Origin of the sequence: Ruegeria sp. B32 (assembly GCF_025141855.1) — a bacterium.
Lineage (GTDB): Bacteria > Pseudomonadota > Alphaproteobacteria > Rhodobacterales > Rhodobacteraceae > Ruegeria > Ruegeria arenilitoris.
This window is the reverse complement of the sequence record NZ_CP081106.1, coordinates 369,605-396,600: the sequence shown is the minus strand read 5'-3', so window position 1 is coordinate 396,600 and position 26,996 is coordinate 369,605. Positions and strand designations below refer to the sequence as shown.

Annotated in this window: 26 protein-coding genes and 1 tRNA gene; 12 read left to right on the top strand and 15 right to left on the bottom strand. The window is 60.7% G+C overall.

Annotated features, from left to right (window positions below):
- Positions 1 to 15: 15 nt before the first annotated feature.
- Together K3752_RS02210 and K3752_RS02205 are read right to left on the bottom strand one after the other, a co-directional pair.
- Entirely contained in the window at positions 16 to 3,330 is a 3,315-nt protein-coding gene (locus tag K3752_RS02210; RefSeq protein ID WP_260064646.1) for an adenylate/guanylate cyclase domain-containing protein, read from the bottom strand.
- A 204-nt stretch (positions 3,331 to 3,534) separates the two neighbouring features.
- Positions 3,535 to 3,610 (bottom strand) — tRNA-Trp (locus K3752_RS02205).
- Between the two features lie 144 nt (positions 3,611 to 3,754).
- Between K3752_RS02205 and K3752_RS02200 the strand changes: the two genes are divergently transcribed.
- Complete coding sequence (locus K3752_RS02200) at positions 3,755 to 4,459, top strand: lysophospholipid acyltransferase family protein (RefSeq protein WP_260064644.1); 705 nt, start codon at positions 3,755 to 3,757, stop codon at positions 4,457 to 4,459.
- Here the strand turns inward: K3752_RS02200 and K3752_RS02195 are convergent, their stop codons facing one another.
- From K3752_RS02195 to K3752_RS02180, 4 genes are all read right to left on the bottom strand, one after another.
- Positions 4,460 to 4,723: a hypothetical protein gene (locus K3752_RS02195; RefSeq protein ID WP_170365191.1), complete on the bottom strand. Its 264-nt coding sequence runs from the start codon at positions 4,721 to 4,723 to the stop codon at positions 4,460 to 4,462. It lies immediately after the preceding gene.
- Positions 4,724 to 4,900: 177 nt separating this feature from the next.
- Positions 4,901 to 6,076, bottom strand: a complete 1,176-nt coding sequence (gene tuf, locus K3752_RS02190) for an elongation factor Tu (protein ID WP_170343064.1) — start codon at positions 6,074 to 6,076, stop codon at positions 4,901 to 4,903.
- 116 nt (positions 6,077 to 6,192) lie between these two features.
- Complete coding sequence (locus K3752_RS02185) at positions 6,193 to 6,783, bottom strand: hypothetical protein (RefSeq protein ID WP_170361569.1); 591 nt, start codon at positions 6,781 to 6,783, stop codon at positions 6,193 to 6,195.
- 97 nt (positions 6,784 to 6,880) lie between these two features.
- The gene (locus K3752_RS02180) at positions 6,881 to 9,229 is read right to left on the bottom strand and encodes a DNA topoisomerase IV subunit A (protein WP_170530239.1); all 2,349 of its coding nucleotides are present in this window, start codon (positions 9,227 to 9,229) and stop codon (positions 6,881 to 6,883) included.
- Positions 9,230 to 9,428: 199 nt separating this feature from the next.
- On the opposite strand from K3752_RS02180, the gene K3752_RS02175 reads away from it, so the two are divergent.
- From K3752_RS02175 to K3752_RS02150, 6 genes are all read left to right on the top strand, one after another.
- The gene (locus tag K3752_RS02175) at positions 9,429 to 10,055 is read left to right on the top strand and encodes an SH3 domain-containing protein (protein WP_260064639.1); all 627 of its coding nucleotides are present in this window, start codon (positions 9,429 to 9,431) and stop codon (positions 10,053 to 10,055) included.
- A gap of 68 nt (positions 10,056 to 10,123) precedes the next feature.
- Complete coding sequence (locus K3752_RS02170) at positions 10,124 to 10,951, top strand: SDR family NAD(P)-dependent oxidoreductase (protein ID WP_260064637.1); 828 nt, start codon at positions 10,124 to 10,126, stop codon at positions 10,949 to 10,951.
- 80 nt (positions 10,952 to 11,031) lie between these two features.
- Positions 11,032 to 11,235 carry a twin transmembrane helix small protein gene (locus tag K3752_RS02165; RefSeq protein WP_093965306.1) on the top strand — a complete coding sequence of 68 codons (204 nt, stop codon included), beginning with the start codon at positions 11,032 to 11,034 and terminating at the stop codon, positions 11,233 to 11,235.
- Positions 11,236 to 11,808, top strand: a complete 573-nt coding sequence (locus K3752_RS02160) for a cob(I)yrinic acid a,c-diamide adenosyltransferase (protein WP_093965304.1) — start codon at positions 11,236 to 11,238, stop codon at positions 11,806 to 11,808. It begins immediately after the preceding gene.
- Between the two features lie 311 nt (positions 11,809 to 12,119).
- Positions 12,120 to 12,878 (top strand): electron transfer flavoprotein subunit beta/FixA family protein, encoded by a 759-nt coding sequence (locus K3752_RS02155; protein ID WP_093965302.1) that lies wholly within the window; start codon positions 12,120 to 12,122, stop codon positions 12,876 to 12,878.
- A complete protein-coding gene (locus K3752_RS02150; RefSeq protein WP_170392199.1) occupies positions 12,878 to 13,807 on the top strand; it encodes an electron transfer flavoprotein subunit alpha/FixB family protein in 930 nt (309 codons plus the stop codon). Before K3752_RS02155 ends, K3752_RS02150 begins: the two co-directional genes overlap by 1 nt.
- 49 nt (positions 13,808 to 13,856) lie before the next feature.
- On the opposite strand, the gene K3752_RS02145 is transcribed toward K3752_RS02150, so the two are convergent.
- Entirely contained in the window at positions 13,857 to 14,684 is an 828-nt protein-coding gene (locus K3752_RS02145; RefSeq protein ID WP_260064634.1) for a DUF6473 family protein, read from the bottom strand.
- Positions 14,685 to 14,849: 165 nt separating this feature from the next.
- Here K3752_RS02145 and K3752_RS02140 point away from each other — a divergent pair, with 165 nt between their 5' ends.
- Positions 14,850 to 15,725, top strand: coding sequence for a 3-hydroxybutyryl-CoA dehydrogenase (locus K3752_RS02140; protein ID WP_170361563.1), 876 nt, complete (start codon positions 14,850 to 14,852; stop codon positions 15,723 to 15,725).
- A 56-nt stretch (positions 15,726 to 15,781) separates the two neighbouring features.
- On the opposite strand, the gene K3752_RS02135 is transcribed toward K3752_RS02140, so the two are convergent.
- From K3752_RS02135 to K3752_RS02105, 7 genes are read right to left on the bottom strand one after another with little or no spacing between them, the layout of a single operon-like run.
- A complete protein-coding gene (locus K3752_RS02135) occupies positions 15,782 to 16,681 on the bottom strand; it encodes a lysophospholipid acyltransferase family protein (protein ID WP_170343441.1) in 900 nt (299 codons plus the stop codon).
- Positions 16,682 to 16,722: 41 nt separating this feature from the next.
- Positions 16,723 to 16,992, bottom strand: a complete 270-nt coding sequence (locus K3752_RS02130; RefSeq protein WP_170343440.1) for an HPr family phosphocarrier protein — start codon at positions 16,990 to 16,992, stop codon at positions 16,723 to 16,725.
- 17 nt (positions 16,993 to 17,009) lie between these two features.
- Positions 17,010 to 17,402, bottom strand: coding sequence for a PTS sugar transporter subunit IIA (locus K3752_RS02125; RefSeq protein WP_093965293.1), 393 nt, complete (start codon positions 17,400 to 17,402; stop codon positions 17,010 to 17,012).
- Positions 17,399 to 18,280, bottom strand: a complete 882-nt coding sequence (gene rapZ, locus K3752_RS02120) for an RNase adapter RapZ (RefSeq protein ID WP_170462001.1) — start codon at positions 18,278 to 18,280, stop codon at positions 17,399 to 17,401. The genes K3752_RS02125 and rapZ overlap by 4 nt, the downstream gene beginning before the upstream one ends.
- A complete protein-coding gene (locus K3752_RS02115; RefSeq protein ID WP_254437156.1) occupies positions 18,277 to 18,699 on the bottom strand; it encodes an HPr kinase/phosphorylase in 423 nt (140 codons plus the stop codon). The genes rapZ and K3752_RS02115 overlap by 4 nt, the downstream gene beginning before the upstream one ends.
- Positions 18,700 to 18,750: 51 nt before the next feature.
- Positions 18,751 to 20,463, bottom strand: coding sequence for a sensor histidine kinase (locus tag K3752_RS02110; protein ID WP_170361560.1), 1,713 nt, complete (start codon positions 20,461 to 20,463; stop codon positions 18,751 to 18,753).
- Between the two features lie 35 nt (positions 20,464 to 20,498).
- Positions 20,499 to 21,203, bottom strand: coding sequence for a response regulator transcription factor (locus K3752_RS02105; protein WP_170342637.1), 705 nt, complete (start codon positions 21,201 to 21,203; stop codon positions 20,499 to 20,501).
- 346 nt (positions 21,204 to 21,549) lie between these two features.
- Here K3752_RS02105 and K3752_RS02100 point away from each other — a divergent pair, with 346 nt between their 5' ends.
- The 3 genes from K3752_RS02100 to K3752_RS02090 all read left to right on the top strand — a co-directional run bounded on the left by K3752_RS02100 (position 21,550) and on the right by K3752_RS02090 (position 24,389).
- On the top strand, positions 21,550 to 23,148 hold the full coding sequence (locus K3752_RS02100) for a phosphoenolpyruvate carboxykinase (protein WP_170407992.1): 1,599 nt from the start codon (positions 21,550 to 21,552) through the stop codon (positions 23,146 to 23,148).
- Between the two features lie 348 nt (positions 23,149 to 23,496).
- Positions 23,497 to 23,814 carry a hypothetical protein gene (locus K3752_RS02095; protein WP_260064627.1) on the top strand — a complete coding sequence of 106 codons (318 nt, stop codon included), beginning with the start codon at positions 23,497 to 23,499 and terminating at the stop codon, positions 23,812 to 23,814.
- Positions 23,815 to 23,846: 32 nt separating this feature from the next.
- Entirely contained in the window at positions 23,847 to 24,389 is a 543-nt protein-coding gene (locus K3752_RS02090) for a hypothetical protein (RefSeq protein ID WP_254440858.1), read from the top strand.
- Between the two features lie 4 nt (positions 24,390 to 24,393).
- Here K3752_RS02090 and K3752_RS02085 read toward each other — a convergent pair whose 3' ends face one another.
- Entirely contained in the window at positions 24,394 to 25,158 is a 765-nt protein-coding gene (locus K3752_RS02085; protein ID WP_093965287.1) for a sulfite exporter TauE/SafE family protein, read from the bottom strand.
- A 144-nt stretch (positions 25,159 to 25,302) separates the two neighbouring features.
- Between K3752_RS02085 and K3752_RS02080 the strand changes: the two genes are divergently transcribed.
- Complete coding sequence (locus K3752_RS02080; RefSeq protein WP_260064623.1) at positions 25,303 to 26,994, top strand: acyl-CoA dehydrogenase family protein; 1,692 nt, start codon at positions 25,303 to 25,305, stop codon at positions 26,992 to 26,994.
- Positions 26,995 to 26,996 lie beyond the last annotated feature (2 nt).

The window sequence follows — 26,996 nt, the reverse complement described above, 5'->3', positions numbered from 1 at the left end:
AAGCTTCCGTGCCGGTCAAGAGATCGTTTCAAGCAATGCCCGGGCTTCGAGCAATTCCGGGATCTCGGCCTTTGGATCGAAACGATCCAGAGCATCGGACAGCCATGGCCCCGGCCGCCCCCCGGTTTTGGATACGCGGCGCGTCAGCTCAACGGCTGCGCGCAATTCGAACAGGCTGGCCCCGCATTTGCGCGCCTCGGACACCGCCTGTTTGAGCATCGGTTCGGGATCTTTCCGCTCATGATCGTCAAGCAACGAGCGGACCCTGAAGACCTCGGCATCGGCCCAGCCTTCGTCGGTGTCTTTGCGCCAAAGTTCAGCCTGCGTCAGCGCCTGCCTGGCGGCCTTGAGCCCCCCGGCACGCACCAGAAGTTCCGCGATCAGCGACAGAAAGAAGCTTTTGTAGTTTCCGGCGCCACTGGACCACCAGTCATCCGACGCCTGCCGCAGGGCCGCGATGTGCTCGGCGTCCGGGGTCTGGTGCGCCCGTGCCCAACTGAGCCACATGCGGGCCGTGATCGACATGAAGGCCAACCTGTGCTCGCGAGATATCTCCTCCAGCGGTGCGACGGTCGCGGTCAGTGCGTCGATATCGCGGTGCAACAGATGGACCATGCACGTATAGGTCAGGACCTGGGCCACGCTATGCGCGTGTTGCAATTCATTGGCCCAGTCCAGAGCCTGCGCCTGAACCTTCTGCGCACGGGCAGGCTCACCCATCAGACTGTAACAGACCCCGAGGAAACCGGCTGTGATGGCCGCATGGTCGGTGCCATAGACATAGGCCAGCTTCCCATGTGTTTTGAAATCATAAAGGGTCCAGGCCTGCTCAAGGTGCGCTCTGGCATCTGTCAGATTGCCGACGTGCAGTTGCACGGCCCCCATGGCGCGGTGCCCTACCATCCGGTGCTCGGTCCGACCGCTGACTTCGGCCAGGTCTAGGATCTGGTCCGCCACCTCACCGGCCAGGCGGTACTCGGCCCGCACAAGGTGAAACGCATAAAGCCCATTGAGAACCGGGAACAGGCGTTCCGTCTCGCGGGCCCGACGGCACAGCTCGCGCAGCCGGCCATAGGCCTCGCCTGTCGCTTCGCCTGCAATCCCGTCAGTCGAGCGCAAGACACCCGCCCGAAGCACTTGCAGATCAATCTCGCGCAAGTCGCGGTCGCGGCTTTTCGGCAGCTCTGACACAAGACCAAGCGCCTTGGACAAATGGGTCAGTGCTTCGGACAGAGCCGACCGCTCGATCGCTCTCTGACCGGCGTTTTGCCAATGGGTAACGGCCTCTTCGGGTCGGTTTGCCAACGTATAGTGCTGGGCCAGAACTTCGGGCTGGGTCTGTGCAAGATAGGGTTGCTGGTCCAACAATACACCCGCGGCCTGGTCGTGCAGGACCTGCCGCTCGGACCGCAGAAGGCTGTCATAGGCCATGTCCCGGATCAGAGCATGGCGAAACAGGTATTCGTCCTCGGCCCCGTCCGGCGGCCGCTGGATGATGCCCGCCATAGCCAATTGTTCTAGGCTAGCCTGCATCGACGCCGCCGGCAGCATGGAGACCGCCGCGACTAGAGCCACCGAAAAGCGTCGCCCGAACACGGCGCCGGTCTGCGCCACGTCCTTTGCCATACCCAGGCGGTCGAGGCGCTCCATCAGCGAATCCTTGAGCGTGCTGGGCACCGACAGCGACGGCAGCGGACCACGCAGGACATAGCCATCCTCGGTCAGCCGCAACTGGCCGGATTCCAGAAGGCCGCGCGTCACCTCCTGTACAAAGAGCGGGATCCCGTCGGTCTTGGCGGCAATCAGGTCGCAGACCGGTCCCGGCAAAGATTTGCCCCCCGCAACATCAGTGACGATTTCCGCCACCTCGGCATTCGACAATCGGGTCAGGGGGATGTGCAACGTGTTGTGGTGGTGCCCCCAGCTAGGGTCGAATCCCTGCCGGGCCGTAACTACGATCAGAACCGGCAGGTCACGAATCCGCTCGATCACCCTATCCGTCAGCGAAAGCGTGGTCGGGTCCACCCAATGCGCATCTTCGAACAGCAACAGAACGGGTTTGCTTCGCGCCATCGACACCAATTGCTGCGTGACAGCTTCCAGCGTCTTTTCAAGCTTGACCTGCGGCGGCAAGTCCAAGGGTCCTAGTGCATCATCGGCATCGATGCTCAACAGATCCGCAATAAGGCGCTGTTGTTCGGACGTCAGATACCGCAGCAGCGGCAGAAGCTTGTCCAGCTTTTGGGCGTCCGTATCCGCCGGCGCGAACCCGGCGGAACGTTCCAGTTGCTGCACGATCGGATACAGAGCACTGCTTGAGTGCAGCGGCGAGCATTGAAAATTCAGACGCAGAATGTCCTGACCCTGCAACTCGTGCGCCAACCCTTCGATCAGCCGCGACTTTCCGATCCCCGCCTCACCCGAGATCAGAACGGATTGACCCGCCCCGTGACTGGCTTCGTTCCACTTGTCACACAGCTTGCGAAACTCGGAGCCGCGCCCGATCAGGCGGCCGGAACCCGCTTCGGGATTGATCTCGAACCGCCGTTCGATCCGTGCGGTACCCTCGACGGTCCAGGCCTGTATCTCGTCCGCAAACCCCTTCAGAACATGCCTTCCGGCATCCTTCAGTCGAAAAGCGCCCCCGATCAGGCGGCGCGTCGAGGGGCTGATGATCAGCGAATTTGGTTCGGCCAGCCCCTGCAGGCGGGCGGCCAGATTCGGCGTCCGCCCCATGACCACGTCGTTTTCCCGCAACCCGTCCCCATAGATGGTGCCGACCACCACAAGTCCCGTGGCGATTCCGATCCGCGCCTGCAGCTCTTCCTTTCGGTCGATCGCGGGCAGTTCGTCCAAAATCTGCAACCCGGCCTCGATCGCGCGCGAGGCCGCATCCTCCTGCGCGTGCGGATAGCCGAAATAGATCATCGCACCATCCCCCATGAAACAGGCGATGTGACCACCGAATTTCGAAACGGCGGTTGTGCAAGTCTCTTTGAATCGCCGCACCAGCTCGCCCAAGTCTTCCGGATCCAGGCGCTCGGACATTGCCGTTGAGCCGACGAGGTCGACGAACATGACCGTCAATTGCCGGCGTTCGGCCACGATTTTCCCCTGTCGGCGGGTGTGCACGGCGTCACCGGCCGTGTCCTGGGCAAAACGCGCGGTTGCGGCAAGCAGGCGACGTCTGGGCCCTAGCGGCAGCCCGAGATCGATCAGATCATGCTCGGACAGATGAACGAGGTCGGACAAGGCCACTTCTGCCGCAGCGAAGGCGGGGGCGTATTTGGACAGCCCCAACTTCTCCAGAAAAGCGGCGATATCCGTCATTTCTCCCCCAACGGCCTGTCCAACGCCGGTTTGTTTTGGCTCGGTCCACCCCGCGCAGATCGCGCGTCGCAAACCGTGGCCCGTTCACTATCCAACTGACTGAACAGCCTTTTCGTTCTTTACCCGCACGTCAAGAGGTTTGGCGAACCAAACCGACACAGCACGGTTGACCTTGGAGGCAGAATTGTTGAATCGCTTGGAGAATGGCAGGGGCAGCAGGGTTCGAACCCGCGACCTACGGTTTTGGAGACCGTCGCTCTACCAACTGAGCTATACCCCTGTGGTGCGCCATCAGATATGCCAGAGGCGCGACGGACTCAAGAGGCTTTTTCAGTTTCTCGGGCACATATGCAATCGACAAAGAAGTTGCGTGCGTCGTGCAGTTCTATAAGACAAGGTTCGGCCCACCGAGAGGAAATAACCCTTGAGCCTTCGCAAGAAGATTGCTGACAGCGAGACAACCCTGAACTGGGCCGCGCGCCGCATCGCCAGCTATATCAGGATGGTCCATCGCAACACCAAATGGCAGCGGATCGGCTATGATGAGTTGGACAAGCTCGCGGAACAGGGCGAGCCGGTCATCGTCGTGCTTTGGCACCAGCGGCTGGCCCAGTCGCCCTATTTCTTTCCGCTGGAAAAGGGGCGCATTTGCTCGATCACATCAGCCGCGCGCGCCGGCAGCATGGTGGGCCGGGTGCAGAAGCTCTTCGGCATGGACACCATCGCCATGTCCAGCCACAAGCGTCACGTGGCCCTGTCGCGTGAAGTGCTGGGCAAGATGAAACAGGGGATCTCGATCGGCATAGCTGCCGACGGTCCACGCGGCCCGGAACGGGTGTGCTCGACCGTCCCGCTGGTCTGGGCGCGCAGCTCGGGAAAACGCGTTTTTGGCATCACCTATTCGGCCCGCCATGGCCGTGAGGCGGGCACCTGGGACCGGCTGCTGCTGCCGCGCCCCTGGCGCAACGAAGGCGTCTTCCTTTGCCGCGAATGGACTGAGACCGTACCCCGCAAGGCGTCGGAAGAGCAGATCGAGCAACTGCGTCACAGCCTCGAGAAGCACATGAATGACATCACCGCCGAGGCGGATCGTATGGTCGGTCGCACGCCTTGGGAACCAAAGCTCTGATCAGCCCGCCTGCTTTCCGCCAAAGTCACGGCGAAGGGCACCGGTTTGCTTGCCCCCAAGCCTTCTGCGTTCCCGAAAAAAATCGCTGACGGTGCAGTCGACTTCGTGATCATCATCGCTGAGAATGGCGTCGCGCATGTCTTCCAGGTCCTTGTTGTGAAGGATTTGCGCCCCGTAATTCAGAAACTCAAAGCCAAACATCGCGTCCTCCTGCTGTTCGGGCATTCTGCCGAGCGTGCACAGGTCGCTTTCGGCGTTGCACATCAGGTAGACATTCAGCTTCTAGAGCAGATGGGCGGAAGGTTAAGATTTCTCAAGCCGAGGGTCGGGGGCACTACCAAATCGAAAACACTGGCAGACTTGGAACCGTCTGATCGGCTTCCCAATAAGAAAAAGGGCGCCCCAAGGGACGCCCTTTCCATCAGTATGCGCTGATGCGCCTTACTCGATGATTTTGGACACGACGCCTGCGCCGACGGTGCGGCCGCCTTCGCGGATGGCGAAGCGCAGACCGTTTTCCATGGCGATCGGGGCGATCAGCTCGACGCCGAACGACACGTTGTCGCCGGGCATGACCATCTCGGTGCCTTCGGCCAGGGTCACGGTGCCGGTCACGTCAGTCGTACGGAAGTAGAACTGCGGACGGTAGTTCGCGAAGAACGGAGTGTGACGGCCGCCTTCTTCCTTGGTCAGGATGTAGGCTTCGGCTTCGAACTTGGTGTGCGGAGTAACCGAGCCCGGCTTACACAGAACCTGGCCACGCTCAACGCCGTCACGGTCAACGCCGCGCAGCAGGGCGCCGATGTTGTCGCCCGCTTCACCGCGGTCCAGCAGCTTGCGGAACATCTCGACACCGGTGCAGGTGGTCTTCTGCGTGTCGCGGATGCCGACGATTTCGATCTCGTCGCCAACGTTGATCACACCACGCTCGACACGACCGGTCACAACGGTACCGCGGCCCGAGATCGAGAACACGTCTTCGATCGGCATCAGGAACGGCTGGTCAACAGCGCGCTCGGGCGTGTCGATGTACTCGTCAACGGCCGCCATCAGTTCGCGGATCTTGTTCTCGCCGATTTCCGGGTTGTTGCCTTCCATCGCGGCCAGAGCCGAACCTGCGATGATCGGAATGTCGTCGCCGGGGTAGTCGTAGCTGGACAGCAGTTCGCGAACTTCCATCTCAACCAGTTCCAGCAGCTCTTCGTCGTCAACCTGGTCAACCTTGTTCAGGAACACGACCATCTTCGGGATGCCAACCTGGCGGCCCAGCAGGATGTGCTCGCGGGTCTGCGGCATCGGGCCGTCAGCGGCGTTCACAACCAGGATCGCGCCGTCCATCTGCGCCGCACCGGTGATCATGTTCTTCACATAGTCAGCGTGGCCGGGGCAGTCGACATGCGCATAGTGGCGGTTGTCGGTCTCGTATTCCACGTGGGCGGTCGAGATGGTGATGCCGCGCGCTTTCTCTTCCGGCGCACCGTCAATCTGGTCATACGCCTTGAAGTCGCCGAAATACTTGGTGATTGCTGCGGTCAGCGTCGTCTTGCCGTGGTCAACGTGGCCAATCGTGCCAATGTTGACGTGCGGTTTTGTACGCTCAAACTTTTCCTTTGCCATTCCTCAGGCGCCCTTTTGCGATTTGGGGGACCCTTGGTCCCGTGGTTACATCTGCGCGCGCGAGATATTTGGTTCAAAGCGGAAAATCAAGCACATCCTGAGGGAAATCCTCAAAACTATGCCGGGTTTTGTACCGCCTGCCCGGATTCAATCGGTTGGATCAGGCCGGGGCGCAGGTCGAACCAACCGTTGTCCTTGTGCTCTTCAGCCAGCCATTCCTCGACGCGGTCCGCTACTTTCAGTGCCAAACCGCTCATCTGCTCTTCTTTGGTGCGTTCGTTGCCCGAGCCCTTCAGAGCGCTGCCACCGGTGGTATCTTCGAGGACCTGGAACTGCTTGCCCTTGGCCAGAAACTCTTTCTTGCCGACATCATAGACGTTGACCAGAACGATCGCTGTGCTTTTGGGGTTGTAGATCACCGGAATGCCAGGAGGCGCCAGCATATAGCCTTCGAGGCTGATCCCGATGTCATACTCCTGCGAGCCCTGATAGCGACCAAGGCGGATATCGACGGCCTTCTGGATCGCTTCGGTCCATTCCTGGGGCGTCGCATCCCGCGACACCGGCCCCTGGACGGCCTTGTCGGCAAACGCATAGTTCACGCGCAGCTTGAATTCGCCCAGATCTTCCGGCTCTTCATAGAGTTGCGTCTGCGTGCAGGCGCCCACCAGGGCCAGTCCGGTAATCAGGGTCAGAATGCGCAGCATTGTCTCGTCTCGATAGGCCTGTTTTTCTTTGATCTAGCGCACCGATGCAGCTTGTGCCAAGCCGTATCGGCAGATTTCCACCGTGGTCGGCGCAAGATCACGAGAACTTGTAATCGCGCGGGAACCCATAGGGCGGTTTTTTTCCGACGCTTGCGCGCTTTGCCAGCCATTGAGACATATCTGCCTCATGCCGCGTCTTGTCGCCGCCCATTGACCATTTCAGACCGTCCTCCCAGTTGAACGTCGTCAGGTCGGACAGGCCGCCATCCAGCTCCAGCGTGCCCTGGCGCCCGCGCGCCATGTTGTATTTCTGGAGACGCACGCCCTTGCCCCGCGTCATCTCGGGCAGTTCGGAGACCGGGAACACCAGAAACTTGCCGTTCTGTGATACCACAGCGACGTGATCGCCCTCGATCGGCTTGCAGATCACCGCGCGCTCGTCATCCTTGACGTTCAGCACCTGTTTGCCGTTGCGTGTCTGGGCCAGCACCTCGTCCTCGGGCACCATGAACCCGTTGCCCGCATCCGAAGCAACCAGCAATTTGCGCCCCGGCTTGTGGATCAGGATATCGACGATCTGCGCCTCGTTGGGCAGATCGACCATCAGGCGCAGCGGCTCACCCATTCCCCGGCCACCGGGAAGGTTCGCGGCGCTGACCGTGTAGACCCGCCCGTTTGATGCGAAGACCAGCAGCCGGTCGGTGGTTTCCGCATGGAAGATGAACCGCGGCCCGTCGCCGTCCTTGAACTTCAGCTCGCGGTTCAGGTCGATATGGCCGGTCATGGCACGGATCCAGCCCATCTGCGAGCAGACGACCGTGATCGGCTCTTTGTCGATCATCGCCTCAAGCGGTACGTCCTCGACCTCGCCTGCTTCGGCAAACCGGGTGCGACGCGCGCCGCCCTCATAATCCTTGCCGAAGGTCTTCTTGGTCTCTTTCAGCTGCTCGGCGATCTTGGCCCATTGCCGACCCTCATCCGCCAGCAGATCCTCGAGTTCTGCGCGCTCTTCCATCAGCGCGTCACGCTCACGGACCAGTTCCATCTCTTCGAGCCGACGCAGGCTGCGCAGGCGCATGTTCAGGATCGCGTCGACCTGAACTTCGGACAATTCGCCCTCGCCCGGCTTGGGCGAGACATAGTCGGCCTCGCTGGTGGCGCGGACATGGTCGATGCCCCAATTCTCGCGCATCAGCGCGGCCTTGGGATCGTCGTCATAGCGGATGATATCAATCACGCGGTCGAGATTCAGGAAGGCAACGATAAAGCCCTCCAACACCTCCAACCGGTGGTCGATCTTGGCCATGCGGTGACGAGAGCGGCGCAGCAGCACCTCTTGCCGGTGATCGAGGAAGGCGCGCAGTACTTCCTTCATCGAACAGACCTTGGGCGTCACCCCGTCGATCAGCACGTTCATGTTCAGGCTGAACCGCACCTCGAGATCCGAGTTACGATACAGCATGTTCATCAACACCTCGGGGTCCACGTTCTTGGAGCGCGGTTCGAGGATGAGGCGGATGTCGTCGGCGGATTCGTCGCGCACATCGCCCAGGATCGGGATCTTTTTGGTCTGGATCAGCTCGGCGATCTTTTCGATCAGCTTGGATTTCTGAACCTGATACGGGATCTCGGTGACCACGATCTGCCACTGGCCGCGGCCCAGATCCTCGACCTCGTATTTGCAACGCAGCCGGAACGATCCGCGCCCGGTGCGATAGGCCTGCGCGATATTCTCGGCCGGTTCTACGATTACGCCGCCCGTTGGGAAATCGGGCCCCGGCACATAGTTCAGCAGCGTGTCGTCACGCGCGTCGGGCGTCTTGATCAGATGCAGACAGGCGTCGCACAGCTCGGCGATGTTGTGGGGCGGGATGTTCGTCGCCATGCCCACGGCAATGCCTGAGGCGCCATTGGCCAGAAGGTTCGGGAACTGTGCCGGCAAGACGACCGGTTCGGTCAGCGTGCCGTCATAGTTGTCGCGGAAATCGACGGCGTCCTCGTTCAGCCCCTCCAGCAACGCCTCGGCAACGATGGTCATCCGGGCCTCGGTGTAGCGCGAGGCCGCCGGGTTGTCGCCGTCGATATTGCCGAAATTCCCCTGCCCGTCGACCAGCGGGTAGCGGACGTTGAAATCCTGCGCCAGACGCGCCATCGCGTCATAGATCGCGGCGTCCCCGTGCGGGTGATAGTTACCCATCACGTCACCCGAGATCTTGGCCGACTTGCGGAACCCGCCCGAGGAGCTGAGTCGCAGCTCGCGCATAGCGTAGAGGATTCGCCGGTGAACCGGCTTCAGCCCGTCGCGCGCATCCGGCAGCGCGCGGTGCATGATGGTGGAGAGAGCATAGGTCAGATAACGCTCGCCAATTGCCCGGCGCAGCGGTTCTGCCACCTCTCCCCCACCTTCGGGGGTCACCATGTTGGGGTCGTCGATCGTGTCGTTCATAGATGATGTGATACGACGCCCGGCGCGCGTGGTAAAGCAACCAAGGCATATTTTGCTGGGGACAAGTCGGGGTTTTTGCAACAGGGGGAGCCAACCCGGCGATTTCCCCCGATTTTCGACTCGGGACCCGAACTATGTTAGGATCCCAACAATTGAATGCTGCCTTTTTCTTGTTGTTATGATTACCGGGGGATGCGCCATGACGCGCCTTATGCTTGTTACTTTTGCCATGCTCGGCTGGTTCTTCTACGTCATGAGCGGTGGATCCGAATTCGAACCGCGCGGAACCCGCGCCGAGGCACCACCCGTCGTTGCGGCGGCTGAGAAACCCGAGCCCAGGCCACTGGTCCCCTCCCCGGCAACCGAGCTTGTGACGAAGGTGGCCCTGCGCCCCGCCAAGCCGTCCGAACCACAGCCGGAACCGATCCCCGCCGCCGATGCCGTCGATACCGAGGCGTTACTGGCGCAGATCGCTGCCGGTCTGAATTCTGATCTGTCCAGTTTCGACAATACCGGCGGCACCTTTTCGCTGGCGTCACTGGATGAGAACGCGGCCGTCCAGGTTTTGGACACCGACGCCGAACCGGAAACGGCAGCCGCCCCTGCACCCGCAGAGCCGCCGAAAGACATTCGTATCGTGTCCGGCACCCGCGTGAACATGCGCGATGGCCCCGGCACGATCTATCCGATCATCGGCAAAGCGCGGATGGGTCAGCAGGTCGAAGTTCTGAGCGAGTCCGGAACCGGTTGGCTGCGCCTGCGCGTGTTGCCCGAGCAACAGGTTGGCTGGATTTCCTCCTCGTTGATCCGAAAAAGCACAAATTGACGTGATGCCGTCATTGCCGGAGGCCGATCCTCGCAATAGTTTTTGCCGAGGACGACTTTGGGGCAGACATGCAGAAATCCATCCTCATCACCGGATGCTCATCCGGCATTGGTCTGGACGCGGCACACGGGATGCGTGCACGCGGATGGCGCGTGTTTGCCGCCTGCAGACATCAGCGCGATTGCGACAGGCTGAGGGCTCAGGGCTTTGACAGCCCAAGAATCGACTATACCGATGCCGAAACGATCACTTCGGGATTGGCCAGTGTTCTCGAAGAAACGGGCGGCACGTTGGACGCGCTGTTCAACAACGGTGCCCATGGCCTGCCCGGCGCGATCGAAGACGTGCCCACCGACGGGTTGCGCCATATCTTCGAGACCAATGTTTTTGGTTGGCACGAACTGACCCGCCAGGTGATACCCGTCATGCGTGCACAGGGCCATGGCCGCATCGTACAGAACTCGTCGGTACTGGGTCTGGTCGCCTTTCCCTGGCGCGGCGCCTACGTCGCCACGAAATACGCCATCGAAGGCCTGACCGACACGATGAGGCTGGAGCTGCGCGGCACCGGCATCAAAGTGGTGCTGATTGAACCCGGCCCCATCACCTCTAAACTGCGCGAGAAGGCCATACCGGTTTTTGAACGGTTCATAGACTGGGAAAACTCGGCCCTTCGCGACAAGTACGAGGGGTCGCTGCTCAAACGTCTGTACGAAGACTCGGGTCCCGACCGGTTCGAGCTGCCGGCGTCTGCGGTAACCGACAAACTTGCCCGCGCGCTCGAGGCAAAGTCGCCCAAGGCTCGATACTACGTGACCACACCGACCTATGTCGCGGGTTATCTGCGCCGCATTCTGCCAACGGGCACGATAGACCGCATCCTTTCGGGTATCTGAGACGAAATTACCCGTTCGCTTTCGGGGGCCGCCCCGCTAGATGGTGCGCAAAGGATACAACAAATGCGGACGGTGAGTTCATGGACCTTCTAATGGGCGTACTTCTTTTGGCGATGGCGGCGGTCGTCGTTGTTCTGGCCATCGGCATATCCAATTTCGGCAAGGGCGGCATGGCGGCTGCCAAGAAAAGCAACAAGATGATGCGGCTGCGCATCCTGTTTCAATTCATTGCCGTGGTGCTGATCGTGCTCTACGTCTATCTGCGTGGACAGGGAGTGCAGTAGATGGTCGTTCTGAACAAGATTTACACCCGGACCGGGGACGATGGCAAAACCGCGCTGGGCAATGGCGAACGGGTTGCGAAGTATTCGGGCCGCGTGGCGGCCTATGGCACGGTGGACGAACTGAACGCCTTTGTCGGCGTGGCCCGCACCGAGGCCGAGGGCGAGGTCGATGCGGCGCTCGCCCGCATCCAGAACGATCTGTTCGACCTGGGCGCTGACCTGTGCCGCCCGGACATGGAAAAAGACGCCGAGGCCGACTACCCGCCCCTGCGGATCGCCCCGGCCCAGATCGATCGTCTGGAATCGGAAATCGACGCGATGAATGCCGACCTCGAGCCGTTGCGCAGCTTCATCTTGCCGGGCGGATCAAAGCTGGCGGCGCATCTTCATGTCTGCCGCACGGTCTCGCGGCGCGCCGAGCGCCTGTCTGTCGAACTGACCAACATGGAACCGGTGAACGAGGCCGCGGTGAAATACCTCAACCGCCTCAGCGACTGGTTCTTCGTGGCAGCCCGCTGCGCCAACAACGGCGGCCGCGATGACGTCTTGTGGGTTCCGGGCGCGAACCGCTGAAAGCGGCACAACGTCCAGCGGACGTTGGGGCGACCGGACGGGCGAAGCCTCGGCCCGAAGGGCGGGCGCGAACCGCTGAGACCAAAACTTCTTGAGAGTGATTTCGCACCATCCGGCGCGGCAAAACCGCCCATCGGCCGGGTAACAATATTTCGTTCCTTCACGTCAAAAAGCGTGAAACGCGACGTCCCCACGACATGACGTGACGATTTTGCCCTGTCCCGAGGCCCCGCAAGGCGCTATCTAGGCCGACGAGAGCATTGGTGGAGTCGCATTGCGGCTTGCCGTTTTTGTAAGGAGCGTACGCAAAAATGAAGGTACTTGTGCCTGTCAAGCGCGTGATCGACTACAACGTTAAAGTTCGCGTCAAAGCGGACGGCAGCGGTGTTGATCTCGCCAATGTCAAAATGTCGATGAACCCGTTCGACGAGATTGCCGTCGAAGAAGCGATCCGCCTGAAAGAAGCCGGCAAGGCCGAAGAGGTCGTGGCCGTTTCGATCGGCGTCAAGCAGGCGCAGGAAACGCTGCGCACCGCGCTGGCGATGGGTGCAGACCGCGCCATCTTGGTCGTCGCGGCGGACGACGTCCACCAGGACATCGAGCCGCTGGCCGTTGCCAAGATCCTGGCCAAGGTGGTCGAGGAAGAGCAGCCCGGACTGGTTCTGTGCGGCAAGCAGGCGATCGACAACGACATGAACGCCACCGGTCAGATGCTGTCGGCACTGCTGGGCTGGAGCCAGGGCACCTTCGCGTCCGAACTGGACATCGAAGGCGACACCGCCAAGGTCACGCGTGAAGTTGACGGCGGTCTGCAGACCATCAGTGTCAAGATGCCGGCCATCATCACCGTCGACCTGCGCCTGAACGAGCCGCGCTATGCGTCGCTGCCGAACATCATGAAGGCCAAGAAAAAGCCGCTGGACGAAAAAACCGCCGCCGATTACGGCGTCGACGTCACGCCGCGCCTCGAAGTCGTCAAGACCGAAGAGCCGCCGGCACGCGCCGCCGGCATCATCGTGGGCTCGGTCGACGAGCTGGTCGGGAAACTCAAAGAAGCGGGGGCTGTGTAATGGCTGTACTTCTGCTTGCCGAAGTCAACAATGGCGAACTGGCGATGGACGCAACCGCCAAGGCGGTCACCGCAGCCAAGCAGCTGGGTGACGTGACCGTTCTGGCCGCGGGCGGCTCGGCCGCCGCTGCCGGCGAAGCTGCCGCCAAGATCGACGGTGTGTCCAAGGTCCTGGTCGCCGAAGACCCGTCGCTGGGCCACCGTCTGGCCGAATCGACCGCCGCGCTGATCGTCAGCCTGGCCGATGGCTATGAGCATATCGTGGCACCCGCCACCACCGACGCCAAGAACGTCATGCCGCGCGTGGCCGCACTGCTGGACGTGATGGTGATCTCGGACGCGTCGGGCGTGGTGGATGGCTCGACTTTCGAGCGCCCGATCTACGCGGGCAACGCGATCCAGACCGTCAAGTCGAACGACGCCAAGAAGGTCATCACCTTCCGTACGGCCAGCTTTGATGCGGCCGGCGAAGGCGGATCGGCCCCGGTCGAGACCGTATCGGTAGGTGAAAACCCCGGCCTGTCGGAATGGGTCGAGGACAAGGTCGCCGAAAGCGACCGTCCCGAACTGACCTCGGCCGGCGTCGTTGTCTCGGGCGGCCGTGGTGTTGGCTCGGAAGAAGACTTCAAACTGATCGAAGCCCTGGCCGACAAGCTGGGCGCGGCGGTTGGTGCCAGCCGCGCGGCAGTCGACTCGGGCTATGCCCCGAACGATTGGCAGGTGGGTCAGACCGGCAAGGTCGTTGCACCCGATCTGTACATCGCGGTTGGTATTTCGGGTGCGATCCAGCACCTGGCCGGCATGAAGGATTCGAAGATCATCGTCGCGATCAACAAAGACGAAGAAGCTCCGATCTTCCAGGTCGCGGACTACGGCCTGGTCGCGGACCTGTTCCAGGCCGTGCCGGAACTGACCGAAAAGCTGGGCTGATACGTCCAGACTTCGAAACGATCAAGGCCCGCCAATCGGCGGGCCTTTTTCATTCGAGGTCTCGGATCGCAGGCAGCAAACGTTCTGCAATAGCCCGGTGCGTGGCCGGTCCGATCATATATTCCGCCATCGGTTGCTGCATCGTGCCGAACAGCATGTCTTCAAGATCATCCGAAGCACCTGAAGGGCGCACCGTCATCTTCACGGTTGGCACCCCTCCATCCGACACCCCATCAATCATGGCCTGAGTAATTGGCACCGGATCAGATACCCCCCGCGCATCCAGCCCGACTGCCGGGCTGTGATCCCAGTCCAGCCACAGCAGCAGAACCCGGCTGGTGACGTTGTCCAACAGGGTGCGAAGCGCCTCTGCCCAAGCCCGCCGCAACTCGGCGGCCACCACTTCGAACCGTGCGTCCGAAAATGCCGACAACCTGGACATAAGGTGCCGCACAAAGTGCACTTCGGCAAAATCAACTTTGGGGTACAAGGTGGAAAGGTCCGAGGTCGCCTCGAGCACTCGATCATTGCGTCGGGGATGAACACGGTAGAACCGGTTGGACTGATTCAGCGCCGAGGGCAGTTGCACAACGCAAACCTCGGCGCCATTCATCAGGCTCAGAATTTCCGGATCCCGCGCCAACCCCTCGGCACCTGTGAACAGACTGCCCAGATTCAGACACTGCATTTCCAGCCGCTGCTCCAACGCGGCGGGAAACGGAGAATCGACGAACCGACCGAATGTCTCGGTGCCGCCGACGCAGGCCACATATGGTACCTGCAACGCTCGCTTTGGTCCGCGAAACCACAATTTTGACGCCCCGTACCGGTAGACGGATTCCTCGACACCAGTCGCGCCCGACTCATGATAACTCATGTCAGCCACCCATTTTCTTCACCCAATTGCCATTCTGCGGCCTTAGGTGTTTAGAAAACTCTAATGTGCGCATTTGAAGCGAATTGGACCGGTCCCAACCCCTTGCCGCCCAACCCGGACTGCCGATAATGTCCCCCTGAACCTTGATGCGGAAGGCAGTTCAATATGGACGTGAAATCAGTCGGAGTAATCGGCGCGGGCCAGATGGGCAACGGAATCGCCCATGTGATGGCGTTGGCAGGGTATGACGTTCTGCTGAACGACATCAGCCAGGATGCGCTGGATGCTGCCATTGAAACGATCAAGGGCAACCTGGCTCGTCAGGTGTCACGCGGCAAGATCGGTGACGACGAGATGCAGGCCGCACTGCAGCGGATCAAGACCACGCTGAATCTTCCGGAGATCGGCCAGACGGATCTCGTGATCGAAGCCGCGACCGAACGTGAGGCCATCAAGCAGGCGATTTTCGAGGATCTGCAGCCGCATTTGCAGGCCCACACGATCCTGACGTCGAACACTTCGTCCATTTCGATCACACGGCTAGCCAGCCGGACGGATCGGCCGGAGCGTTTCATGGGGTTCCACTTCATGAACCCGGTTCCTGTCATGCAATTGGTCGAGTTGATTCGCGGTATCGCCACCGACGAAGAAACCTTTGCCACCTGCAAGGCCGTGGTGGATCGGTTGGGCAAAACCGCCGCCAGCGCCGAGGATTTTCCGGCCTTCATCGTGAACCGCATCCTGATGCCGATGATCAACGAGGCCGTCTATACTCTGTATGAAGGGGTCGGCAGCGTTCAGTCGATCGACCAGTCGATGAAGCTGGGCGCCAATCACCCCATGGGTCCGCTGGAACTGGCCGATTTCATCGGGTTGGACACCTGCCTGGCCATCATGAACGTCCTCCATGATGGGTTGGCGGATACAAAGTACCGCCCCTGCCCGTTGCTGACGAAATACGTCGAGGCCGGCTGGCTGGGCCGCAAGACCGATCGCGGGTTTTACGACTACCGTGGCGAGGTTCCGGTCCCGACGCGCTAGGCCGTCAAGAGACCGCCCCGCTCGCCCGCGATCTTTTAGCGCAAATGAACGGTGGATCAGGCTTGTGGTGACTGCCCCAAGCCCAGCGTGTGTTTTCTGAGCCAGGTCATGAATCCGCGTGGGTCGCGTTCGAGCAGTTTCATGTCCTCGTCCGAAATCGGTTCTCCGATCACGGGGCCGACCGGTTTGTTGCAGGACCGGACGATCTCGTGCAGCAGAAGTCCCTGACGCAAAATTGCCGATAGTTTGTTGGCAATCTGGTACCAGCGCGAATTGCTGCCGGGGAAGTAGATGGGCAGAACCTTGGCACCGGATCGCCGGATCATCTTGGCGGTGAACACGTTCCATTCGCGTTCCTGAGCCGGGCCGAACCACGTGTCGGACGACATCACCACGCCGGATGGGAACAGCGCGACGACACCACCGTTCTTGAGGTGCTCCATCGCTTTGCCCCGCATCTCAAGCATCTTGCTCTGGGCTTCGGGGTCATGTGGGAACGGGACAGGGATCATGAACGAGGTTGCGGCCTCGTCCAGCCCGGTCAGAACCGAGCGGGTCAGGATGCGATAGTCCTGGCGCACGCGTCCGATCAACTCGGCCAGGATCATGCCGTCCACCATCCCATGCGGGTGATTGGCCACCACCACAACGGGCCCCTCTTTCGGAATGCGCGCAATCTGGTGTTCGGGCGTGGTCAGGTCGATTCCCATGATACCCAAGGCACCACCCCAGAATTTCTGGCCGCGATACTTCTCATTCTGCTTTTCGAACTTGTTGACCATGCGCAGAATGGTCAGCTTGCCCGTGCACCATTCGATCGCCTTGATGGCCGTCGAGGTCCAGGCGTCGTCAAACGAATTTGCGTAGGTCAGCGTGCGGCGGTCGTAGATTTCGCCCGCTTCCGCGGTCTCGGCCACCACCGTGTTGGTCTTGGTATCGTGCGTGGTTTCCGCCAATTCCTGGTCTTCCCGTTCTTGTTTCGTGGCAGTGCCCTGCGTCAGAAACCTTCGCCGAACTTGTCGTTCACCAATGCTTCCAGCGCGTCTGCCAGCGCCTCAGCATCCGGCCCGGACGTTTCGACGTCAATAGTCGTTCCTCGCGAAGCCGCCAACATCAAAAGGCCCATAATGCTGTCACCCGACGCGGACATGCCGTCTTTGGACACTTCGGCGCGGGCGTCAAACCCTTCGACCACCTCGACCAATTTGGCTGAAGCGCGCGCGTGCAAGCCCTTTTCGTTGATGATTTTCAAGCTTTTGGTGGCCATATTCAATCGATCCGATGTCAGTCCAATGTCACATTTTGCGCATTGATGTACTTTCGTCCAGCCTCCATGGCCCTACGGACGGCGTCCCCGACCGGAAGTTGGCGGCTTTTGGCCAGTTTGATCAGCATCGGAAGGTTGGCGCCGTAAAGAATTCTGCGGTCCTGCGGCGCACAGGCGCGCAGGCTGAGATTCGAGGGGCTGCCCCCGAACAGATCGGTCACGACAACAACTCCGTCGCCGACATCCACAGCATCCGCGGCCCGGCAGATTTCGGCCTGCTTTTCTTCGCGGTCATGATCAGCGTCGATCGACACTGCCACAAGGCCGGGTTGCTTGCCCACGACGTGTTGCATGGCCGCCAGGTATTCCTGGGCCAATCCGCCATGCGCCACGATTACAATTCCGATCAATCCGGCCTCACATTCAACGATCGACGTTCCATCTCGCGGTGTCTAATTGCCACCGGCTGCCCCTGCTCTGCAAGGGCTTTTGCGACCGCTTCGGCCATCGCGACCGAGCGGTGCTGACCCCCGGTGCAGCCGAAGGCGACCGACAGGTGTGTTTTGCCCTCGGCCTTGAAGGCGGGCAGCAGAGACAGCAACAGTTCCACCACCCGTTCGAAAAAGGCGGCATAATTCGTGTCAGCCTGAACATAGGACGCAACGTCCGGATTTCGACCATCAGCCTCGCGCAGCTCCGGACGCCAATAGGGGTTGGCCAGAAATCGGCAGTCGAACACCATGTCGAGGCCCAGCGGCAGCCCCCGTTTGTAGGAGAAGGACTCGATAGAAACGGCCAGATGCCGGCCTCCTTCGGGGGCGAACCAGCGTTCGACCTCGGATCGCAGCTGGTGCACGTTGAGCACGCTGGTGTCGATCAGGGTGTCGGCGATCTCGCGGATCGGCTCCAACAATTCCTTTTCCTGGCGGATGCCGGTTTCGGGGCTGGCATCGGTTGCGACCGGATGACGGCGCCGGGTTTCCGAAAACCGGCGCAACAGCATGTCGTCGCTGCAATCCAGATAGAGCGTGGACAGGTCCACCTGGCTCATCCGGCCCAGTTTGGCGACCAATTCGATAAAGCCGATGGTCGAGAAATCACGATTGCGGGCATCGATTCCCAGCGCCATCGGCCGGGATGGATCCGCGCCCTCCATCAGGCGCAGCAACAGGCCCATCGGCAAGTTGTCGATGGCCTCATAGCCCAGATCCTCGAGCACATGAATCGCCGTCGACCGGCCCGCGCCCGACGGACCTGTCACTAGAACGATGCGCGTTTGTGCTGTCATGTGCTTGGCCATTGCGGATCGACGCGCCCCATTTTCATCAGTTGAACAAGTGCTGATGCCAAGTTGGGGACGCCGGCGGCACGAAGCAAGGGAACAGGATGTCCCAGCACAAGAACCTGTCGCGGTTCCGGCAGTCGCTGGGATTCCACTTGATCCAGATCCACGATCCATTCCAACGGAACGGGGCCGCAGGCCGTGGCGCGCAGCAGGCCGACGCCGCGGGCCTCGACCAATCCTCGGATCTGAGGGACCGCATCCGCAATCACCCGGTCGCCCGACAGGGTTAGGTTTACACGATCATCGGCGACCATGTCCGCGCCGAAGCCCATCATCTGCAATGCAAGTGCCGATTTTCCGGCCCCGGACGGCCCCGAAATCAGGGCGCCGCGGCCTGCAACGGCAACGCATGTGGCGTGCATGCAGACCGGATCATCGCTAGGTTTTTCGGGAAGGCGCAAAGCGCACATCGCTCAAAGGGGAAGACCCACGACAAACCGCGCACCTTGCGGGTCCGACGTGATGTCCGCCTCGGTCGGGCGGATGTTCTCGGCCCAGATGACGCCGCCGTGGGCCTCGACAATCTGTTTCGAGATCGCAAGTCCAAGACCCGAGTTGTTGCCGAAATGCTCGGCCGGGCGCTGCGAGTAGAAGCGCTTGAAAACCTTGGTCAGGGCCTGGTCCGGAATACCGGGGCCGGTGTCTTCGACAACAACGAGAACCCGATTTTCGCGTTGGCGCACCCAAACGCGGATCGCGTCGCTTTCCTCGCAGAAGGAAATGGCATTTGTAATCAGGTTCACGAAAACCTGCGCCAGACGGGCCTCGAGCCCGTTTATGACGATGGGCTTGGACGGCAAATCCGTGATGTAGTCGATCCCCTTCGATCGGGCATCTTCGCCCAGGTACTGACTGATATTGCCGATCAGCTTCAGTAGATCGAAGGGCTGTTCCTGCTCTTTGACCAGTTCAGCGTCCAGGCGGGACGCATTCGAGATGTCGCTGACAAGGCGGTCCAATCGGCGGACATCGTGCTCAATAACGCCCAACAATTTCTCGCGCTGATCGTCACGCTTGACCATTCGCAGCGTACCGACGGCCGATTGCAGGCTGGCCAAGGGGTTCTTGATTTCATGCGCGACGTCAGCCGCGAACTGTTCGTTGGCGTCTATCCGGTTGTAGAGCGCCGTCACCATTCCCCGCAGCGCACGGCTAAGCCGACCAATCTCGTCCGGGCGAGCACTCAGGTCGGGGATGCGGATACGGCCGGGATTGACCCCGGTACCACGGTCCTTGCCCATTTCGGCCGCAGCGGCCAGATCCGCCAGCGGGTTCGCGATGGTCGAGGCCAGCACAAGGCTGAGACCCACCGAGACCAGCAGGGCAACGACAAACATCTGCAGAATGCGCTCCTGCTCTTTCCGAGCCAGTGCGTCGATTTCTCCGGCGGGACCGGCCATTGCGACTGCCCCCACAGGGGCGCCATCCAGAACGATTGGCGACGCCGCCACAATCACGGTGTCTCCGGCCGCATCAGACACGGCGTGAACCTGCATGTGGCCGTCCAGCGCGTTTGGTATGATGTCCTGAACCCGCTGTGCCAGCGTCGGCGCCTCGGTTTCAGATCCGGTGGTGAAAACCGAATACAGACCATTCCAGACGGCGGTCAGGGCATCAGAGATCAATGTGCTGCCGGTCGGAACATCCGCCTCGGCCTGAATCAGGCCCGGCAATTCCGACACGGTCGAGGAACCCCGTGTCCAGCCGATCAACGTGCCGGTGCTGTCATAGACGAAGACTTCGCCGCCTTCGGGGATGCTCAGCCCGGCAAGTGTCGCCTTGACGTTCAGGTCAGAAGCGTCCCGCGATCCGGCAACCTGGCGCAGCTGGGCCTCGAAGACGTTGCTGACCAGTTGCGCATCGCCGATCAGGTTCCGCGCCGTTTGCTGGACCCTCTCTTTTCGCGTGTCGTCCAGATACAGCAGCCCAGCGACCAGGATCACCAAAGCAATCAGGTTGAACGTGATGATCTTGCGCGCCAGCGGCGAGTTGCGCAGCGTGAACAGAGTACGCCGCGATCGCCGCGCGCGCAGCTCGGCCGACTCGGGGTCTTGCGGGATGACCCAATCATCGCCCAGAACGACGTCACCGTCGCGCAACTCGCTGGATTGCTCGGTGTCACGCACGAAACAAATTCACCTTTGCAGAAAGCCGGCCCGGCTTATTCCTCGTTGTAACGGTACCCGATACCGTACAGCGTTTCGATAGCCGAAAACTCGGGATCAGCCGCACGCATCTTCTTGCGCAGACGCTTGATGTGGCTGTCGATGGTCCGGTCGTCGACATAGACCTGATCGTCATATGCGACATCCATCAGCTGATCGCGGCTTTTGACGAAGCCGGGGCGCTGCGCCAAGGCCTGTAGCAGCAGGAATTCCGTGACCGTCAGCGAAACATCGGTTCCCTTCCAGCTGACCGCGTGACGCAGGGGGTCCATGCGCAGATCGCCGCGCTCCATCACCTTTGCGTCCCCGGTGGTTGCCGCCGACGCATCCCCGTCGGTCGCTTCCTGACGGCGCAGCAGCGCACGGATGCGCTCAACCAGAAGGCGTTGAGAGAACGGCTTTTTCACGTAGTCATCCGCGCCCATCCGCAGGCCCAGAACCTCGTCGATCTCATCGTCTTTGGACGTGAGGAAAATCACCGGCATCTGGGTTTTCTGCCGCAGCCGCTGCAGCAGATCCATGCCGTCCATGCGGGGCATCTTGATGTCCAGAACCGCCATATCCGGCAGTTTCTTGTTGAACGCGTCAAGGGCTGCCTGCCCGTCATTGTAGGTTTCGACCTCGAACCCTTCGGCCTCGAGCGTCATGGATACGGACGTCAGAATGTTCCGATCGTCATCCACCAGTGCAATCTTAGACATAGGGCTGCCCCTTTACCTGCTCACTCACGATATATTTTTGCTTTTTGTAGGGCATTCTTGGCTTTTTTAAGGCCGCGAATCAATCCGGATGTACGAATCGCGCCACATTGTTCACGATCCTGCGACAAAAAGGTCGTCCTGCGCTTCCGAAAGTGCCCGGGTTTTCCGACCGGAAAATCTTGGTTGCGCTAAACCCGGCCTTGGTTGCGCTAACTGTGCCAAACCGTCCTGTTCATGCCCTAAACGGCCGTGATATGAGGCCTTTATCCGCCGGACTAACCGGCACTACGCCTCATGAGCGCAGACGGCCCCAACCGCCGCAGCGCCGCCACAGGAGAAGACACGAATGACATTTGGACGGGTAAACCCGCAGTTCCGCCTCGAAGATCAAGGCATCGAGGGGCTGGGCAATGTCTATTACAACTTGATGGAGCCGGCGCTGATTCAGAAGGCGCTCAAGCGGAATGAAGGCACGCTGGGCAATGGCGGAGCGTTTCTGGTGTCCACCGGCAAGTTCACAGGCCGGTCCCCCAAGGACAAGCACGTCGTCCGGACCGAAAGCGTGGCGGACAGCATCTGGTGGGAAAACAACGCAGAAATGAGCCCCGATGGCTTTGACGCGCTGTACACTGACATGCTGGCCCATATGAAAGGCAAGGACTACTTCGTTCAGGATCTGGTTGGCGGCGCGGATCCCGCCTATGCGATCAATGTGCGCATGGTTACGGAACTGGCCTGGCACAACCTGTTCATCCGGCACCTGCTGCGTCGCCCGGACCGCGAGGACCTGGACGAATTCATCGCAGATTACACCATCATCAACTGCCCCAGTTTCCAGGCGGACCCGAAAAAGCACGATTGCCGCAGCGAAACGGTGATTGCGCTGAATTTTGACCGCAAACTGATTCTCATTGGCGGCACCGAATACGCGGGCGAGAACAAGAAGTCCGTGTTTACGCTTCTGAACTACCTGCTGCCGGAGAAAGGCGTGATGCCGATGCATTGCTCGGCCAACCATGCGGTGGGCAACCCCGTCGACACCGCCGTGTTTTTCGGCCTGTCCGGCACCGGCAAGACCACGCTTTCGGCTGATCCGGCACGTGTTCTGATCGGCGACGACGAGCACGGCTGGTCGGATCGCGGGACCTTCAACTTCGAAGGCGGATGCTATGCCAAGACCATCAATCTGAGCGCCGAAGCGGAACCCGAGATCTACGCGACCACGTCGAAATTCGGCACGGTGATCGAGAACATGGTCTTTGATCCCGAAACCCTGAAACTGGATTTCAACGATGACAGCCTGACCGCCAACATGCGGTGCGCCTACCCGCTGGAATACATTTCGAACGCCTCCAAGACGGCGCTGGGCGGGCACCCGAAAAACATCATCATGCTGACCTGTGATGCCTTTGGCGTCCTGCCGCCGATCGCCCGGCTGACCCCGGCGCAGGCGATGTACCACTTCCTGTCGGGCTTCACCTCGAAGGTTGCCGGAACCGAGCGCGGCGTGACCGAGCCGCAGCCCACCTTCTCGACCTGCTTCGGCGCCCCGTTCATGCCGCGCCGCCCCGAGGAATACGGCAAGCTGCTGCGCGACAAGATCGCCCAGCACGGCGCAACCTGCTGGCTGGTCAATACCGGCTGGACCGGCGGCGCGTACGGCGTTGGCAGCCGGATGCCGATCAAAGCCACGCGTGCCCTGCTGACCGCCGCACTGGACGGGTCGCTGGCCGATGCCGAGTATCGCAAGGACGCCAATTTCGGCTTCGACGTTCCGGTGACGGTCCCCGGCGTGCCCGAAGTTCTGTTGGATCCGCGCCGTACCTGGGACGATCAGGCCGCTTTCGACAAACAGGCGGAAAAGCTGGTGCACATGTTTGCCGAGAACTTTGAACAGTATTTGCCGTTCATCGACGAAGACATCAAAGCCGTCGCAATCGGCTGAACCGACATGCAGGGGCGCGGTTGCGTGCCCCTGCGCGCACAATAACGGGTCCTTGCAGTTATTTGTTCTTCCTGCAGTTGTAATGTGACATTGGCATGAACAAATTCGTTGCCCGCCTAAAAATCATGCAGTAAATCAAGGACCCATTACAAGGAAATAGCCCGGCGCAAAATGCACCGGGCCGAGACTGAAAAAACCTTTGGGCAGCTCGCGCGCGGACACTCACACTCGCAAGATGAGCAGCCTAATCAAGGCGGTAGTGTATTATCAAGGGGATGAGTGTCAACATGAGATATGCCGTGTGATAGGCGACTATCATGGGTCATTTGACCAAGCGGATATCAACTGGTGGCACTGGTAAAATCAGGAATGGAAATGACCGAGATCTCGAAACTGGCGGAACTGCGCAAGTTGATGCAGAGCATGGAACGCACGTTGGGGCTCGAAAAGCTTTCTCCGGTAGAGCGTGACATTTATTACGCGGCCGAAGAATTGTCGAAAGACTCGCGCGAAGTCCGGACCTATGGCCTGATCGAGCACACTTTGGTGCAAAGCGTTTCGCGCCCGACCTTCTTCCGCGCCCTCAAGTCGCTGGTACAGAAGGGCTACTTGTCCCAAAGCGGGAACGCCAACCGGGGACGGTATGTCGTCAACGCCCCGCGTTGACCGCTGAGCAATCCTGAAAGAAGCGTGACGTGATGCGATCGTGGGCCTCTGACACGTTTTATGCTTCGTTGGCCTATATCGGCGCATCGTTTCTGACATTTTGGGTTTTGATGCCCATGCAGAACGTGTTCTTTCCAGAGTACCCCAGCCGTGCCAGCCTGTTGTTTCTTCCGCACGGCGTGCGGGTCCTTGCGGCGTGGCTCTTGGGGTGGCGTGCGATACTGGCCATGCTGCCCGGTGTCTTTCTGGTTTTCGCGACACTCGGTGGCTCGGACGTTTTTCTGACAAGCCGCCTGCTGGCCATCTTGATTGCGGTCACGACGGCGCCGGCCGTATTCTATTTGTTGAAATGGCTGGGATGGGATCTGTTTCCCGCCGCTGATCGGGCGCCCTGCTGGGCCTGCATCATGGGGGTCGGGGTCATCACGTCAATCCTGGTGTCCGGCCTGACCAACCTGGCGTTTGGCAGCGCGACGGCCGAGTATTTTGCCTTTTTGATCGGCGATCTGTCGGGACTGCTGTTCCTGATGTTCGGACTGTTTTTTGCCTTCCGCTATTTTGAGCACAAGGGTTGAGCGTTCACCCGAACACCCCCCTGCGCAGCAAGTTCGCACCTGCGATCATCAGAACCAACAAAGTCGCCTTGCGGAACGTAGCCTGATCAATCCGATCATGCATCCGCAACCCCAGCCACATGCCGGCCAAAGCCGGAAGGGTCAGTGCAGCCGAGAACGGCACGGTTTCAGCCCGCAACACGCCTGATCCAATATGCGCCACGACCAGAGCCAAAGCTCCCAAGCCATAGATCACGCCCTGAATGCGCAATTGTTCGGATTTGGGGGTATTCAGCGCAGTCAGATAGGCAACGGTCGGAGGTCCCCAAACGGCTGATATGCCGCCAATGAACCCGGTAACCGCACCGACCGCGGCCTCGATCTTTGGCGATTGCTCAGACAGGCTCAGTTTCACGCCCAGCAGTTGGATCGTGGCAAAGAACGTGACGGGAATTCCGATCATCAGAAGGAAAGCCTGCGATGGAACCAAGCTGATCAGCTGAGCGCTCCCCAGCAGAAAGACCAGCCCGACGGAAAGAAAGACCCGGAACTGCCGGATCGAAGACATCGCTGCCGCGCGCCCTTCTCTCAAGGCCTGGATCCCGTTCGTCACAACCGTTGGCAGGATCAGCCCGGCCAGCGCAAGCTGGGGCGGCAGCATCATGCTGAGCCCTGAAATCAGGACCATCGGCATGGCGAAACCGACCATGCCTTTCACCGCTCCGGCCAGAAAGGCGACCGCGAACGCAAGGCAGAGTTCGGGCAGGGACATCAAAGAAAACAGATCCATTTCCCCTACATATCACCGCAGAATTTCTCTGCACCGCAAAATTCGTTACGTAATTTTTGGACTTTTTCGACGCTATTTGTGTATTTTTGTTGCGCTGCACGTGCAGCATGATATGACCAGACAACCCAGCAAAGGACGTGATTCATGGCCCATGACGGACAAGATATGACGAACATGACTTCTCAGCCGGTTCTGCCTGATCTTCTGACCCTGACGGGGGCCGCGCTGCCGGCGGTTCAGTCCGTCTTTGACCGGGCGCGCGATGCGGTGCGCGAGATGGTCACGGCCGAGGGTCGCGTCTCGGGCGCTTTGGTCGAGGCGAACCAGACCGCCGCGCATGGGCTGGCCTGGCTGGCGACCTACAACCAGTCGCTGCAGCAGATGCAGAAATGGGCCGAGGCGTTGCAGGCGGAGGGCAAGTTCTGCGAGATGGAGCAGTTGCTGCACCAGATCGCCTTTGGCGAATATCTGCACCAGGTCGCCGGCGGCATCCCGATGAACCAGGGCGAGGTCGTGCGCCTGCAGGATCTGGGGCTGGGTTGGGATGCGCTGTCGGGCTTCCAATGCGCCGAGGTGCAAACTCTGATGGCACAGGCCAACAGCCAGGCCGCGCGCAGCCGACTGGTTCAGCTGATGCAAGACCAATCCGGGGCCACCATGTTCGGCGACTCGGGCCTGGATGAAGAGCTTGAGATGATCCGCGAGCAGTTCCGCCGCTATGCGCTGGATCGGGTCGAGCCAAACGCCCATGAATGGCACCTGAAGGACGAGCTGATCCCGATGGAAATCATCGAGGAACTGGCCGAGATGGGCGTATTCGGCCTGACCATCCCCGAGGAATATGGCGGGTTCGGCCTGTCCAAGGCGTCGATGTGCGTCGTTTCCGAAGAACTGTCGCGCGGTTACATCGGCGTCGGCAGCCTGGGCACCCGGTCCGAGATCGCGGCCGAGTTGATCATCGCGGGCGGCACCGACGACCAAAAGGCCCAATGGCTGCCCAAGATCGCCAGCGCCGAGATCCTGCCCACCGCCGTGTTCACCGAACCCAACACCGGCTCGGACCTCGGCAGCTTGCGCACCCGCGCGGTCAAGGACGAAAACGGTGACTACAAGATCACCGGCAACAAGACCTGGATCACACATGCCGCACGCACCCATGTGATGACGTTGTTGGCACGCACCGATCCCAAAACCACCGATCATCGCGGGTTGTCGATGTTCCTGGCCGAAAAGACGCCCGGCACCGACGACAACCCCTTCCCGACCCCCGGCATGACCGGCGGCGAGATCGAGGTGCTGGGCTACCGCGGCATGAAGGAATACGAGCTGGCCTTCGACGGCTTCCACGTCAAGGGCGAGAACCTGCTGGGCGGCGAGGAAGGCAAGGGCTTCAAGCAGCTCATGGAAACCTTCGAATCCGCGCGTATCCAGACCGCCGCCCGCGCCATCGGCGTGGCCCAAAGCGCGCTGGACATCGCCATGCAATACGCGCAGGAGCGCAAGCAATTCGGCAAGGCCCTGATCAACTTCCCGCGCGTGTCCGGCAAGCTGGCGATGATGGCGGTCGAGATCATGGTCGCCCGCCAACTGACCTATTTCAGCGCCTGGGAGAAGGACAACGGCCACCGCTGCGACCTCGAGGCCGGGATGGCCAAGCTGCTGGGCGCGCGCGTCGCCTGGACCGCGGCCGACAACGGGTTGCAGATTCACGGCGGCAACGGCTTTGCACTGGAATACAAGATCAGCCGGGTGCTGTGCGACGCCCGCATCCTGAACATCTTTGAAGGTGCCGCCGAGATCCAGGCGCAAGTCATCGCGCGGCGTCTGCTGGCCTGAGC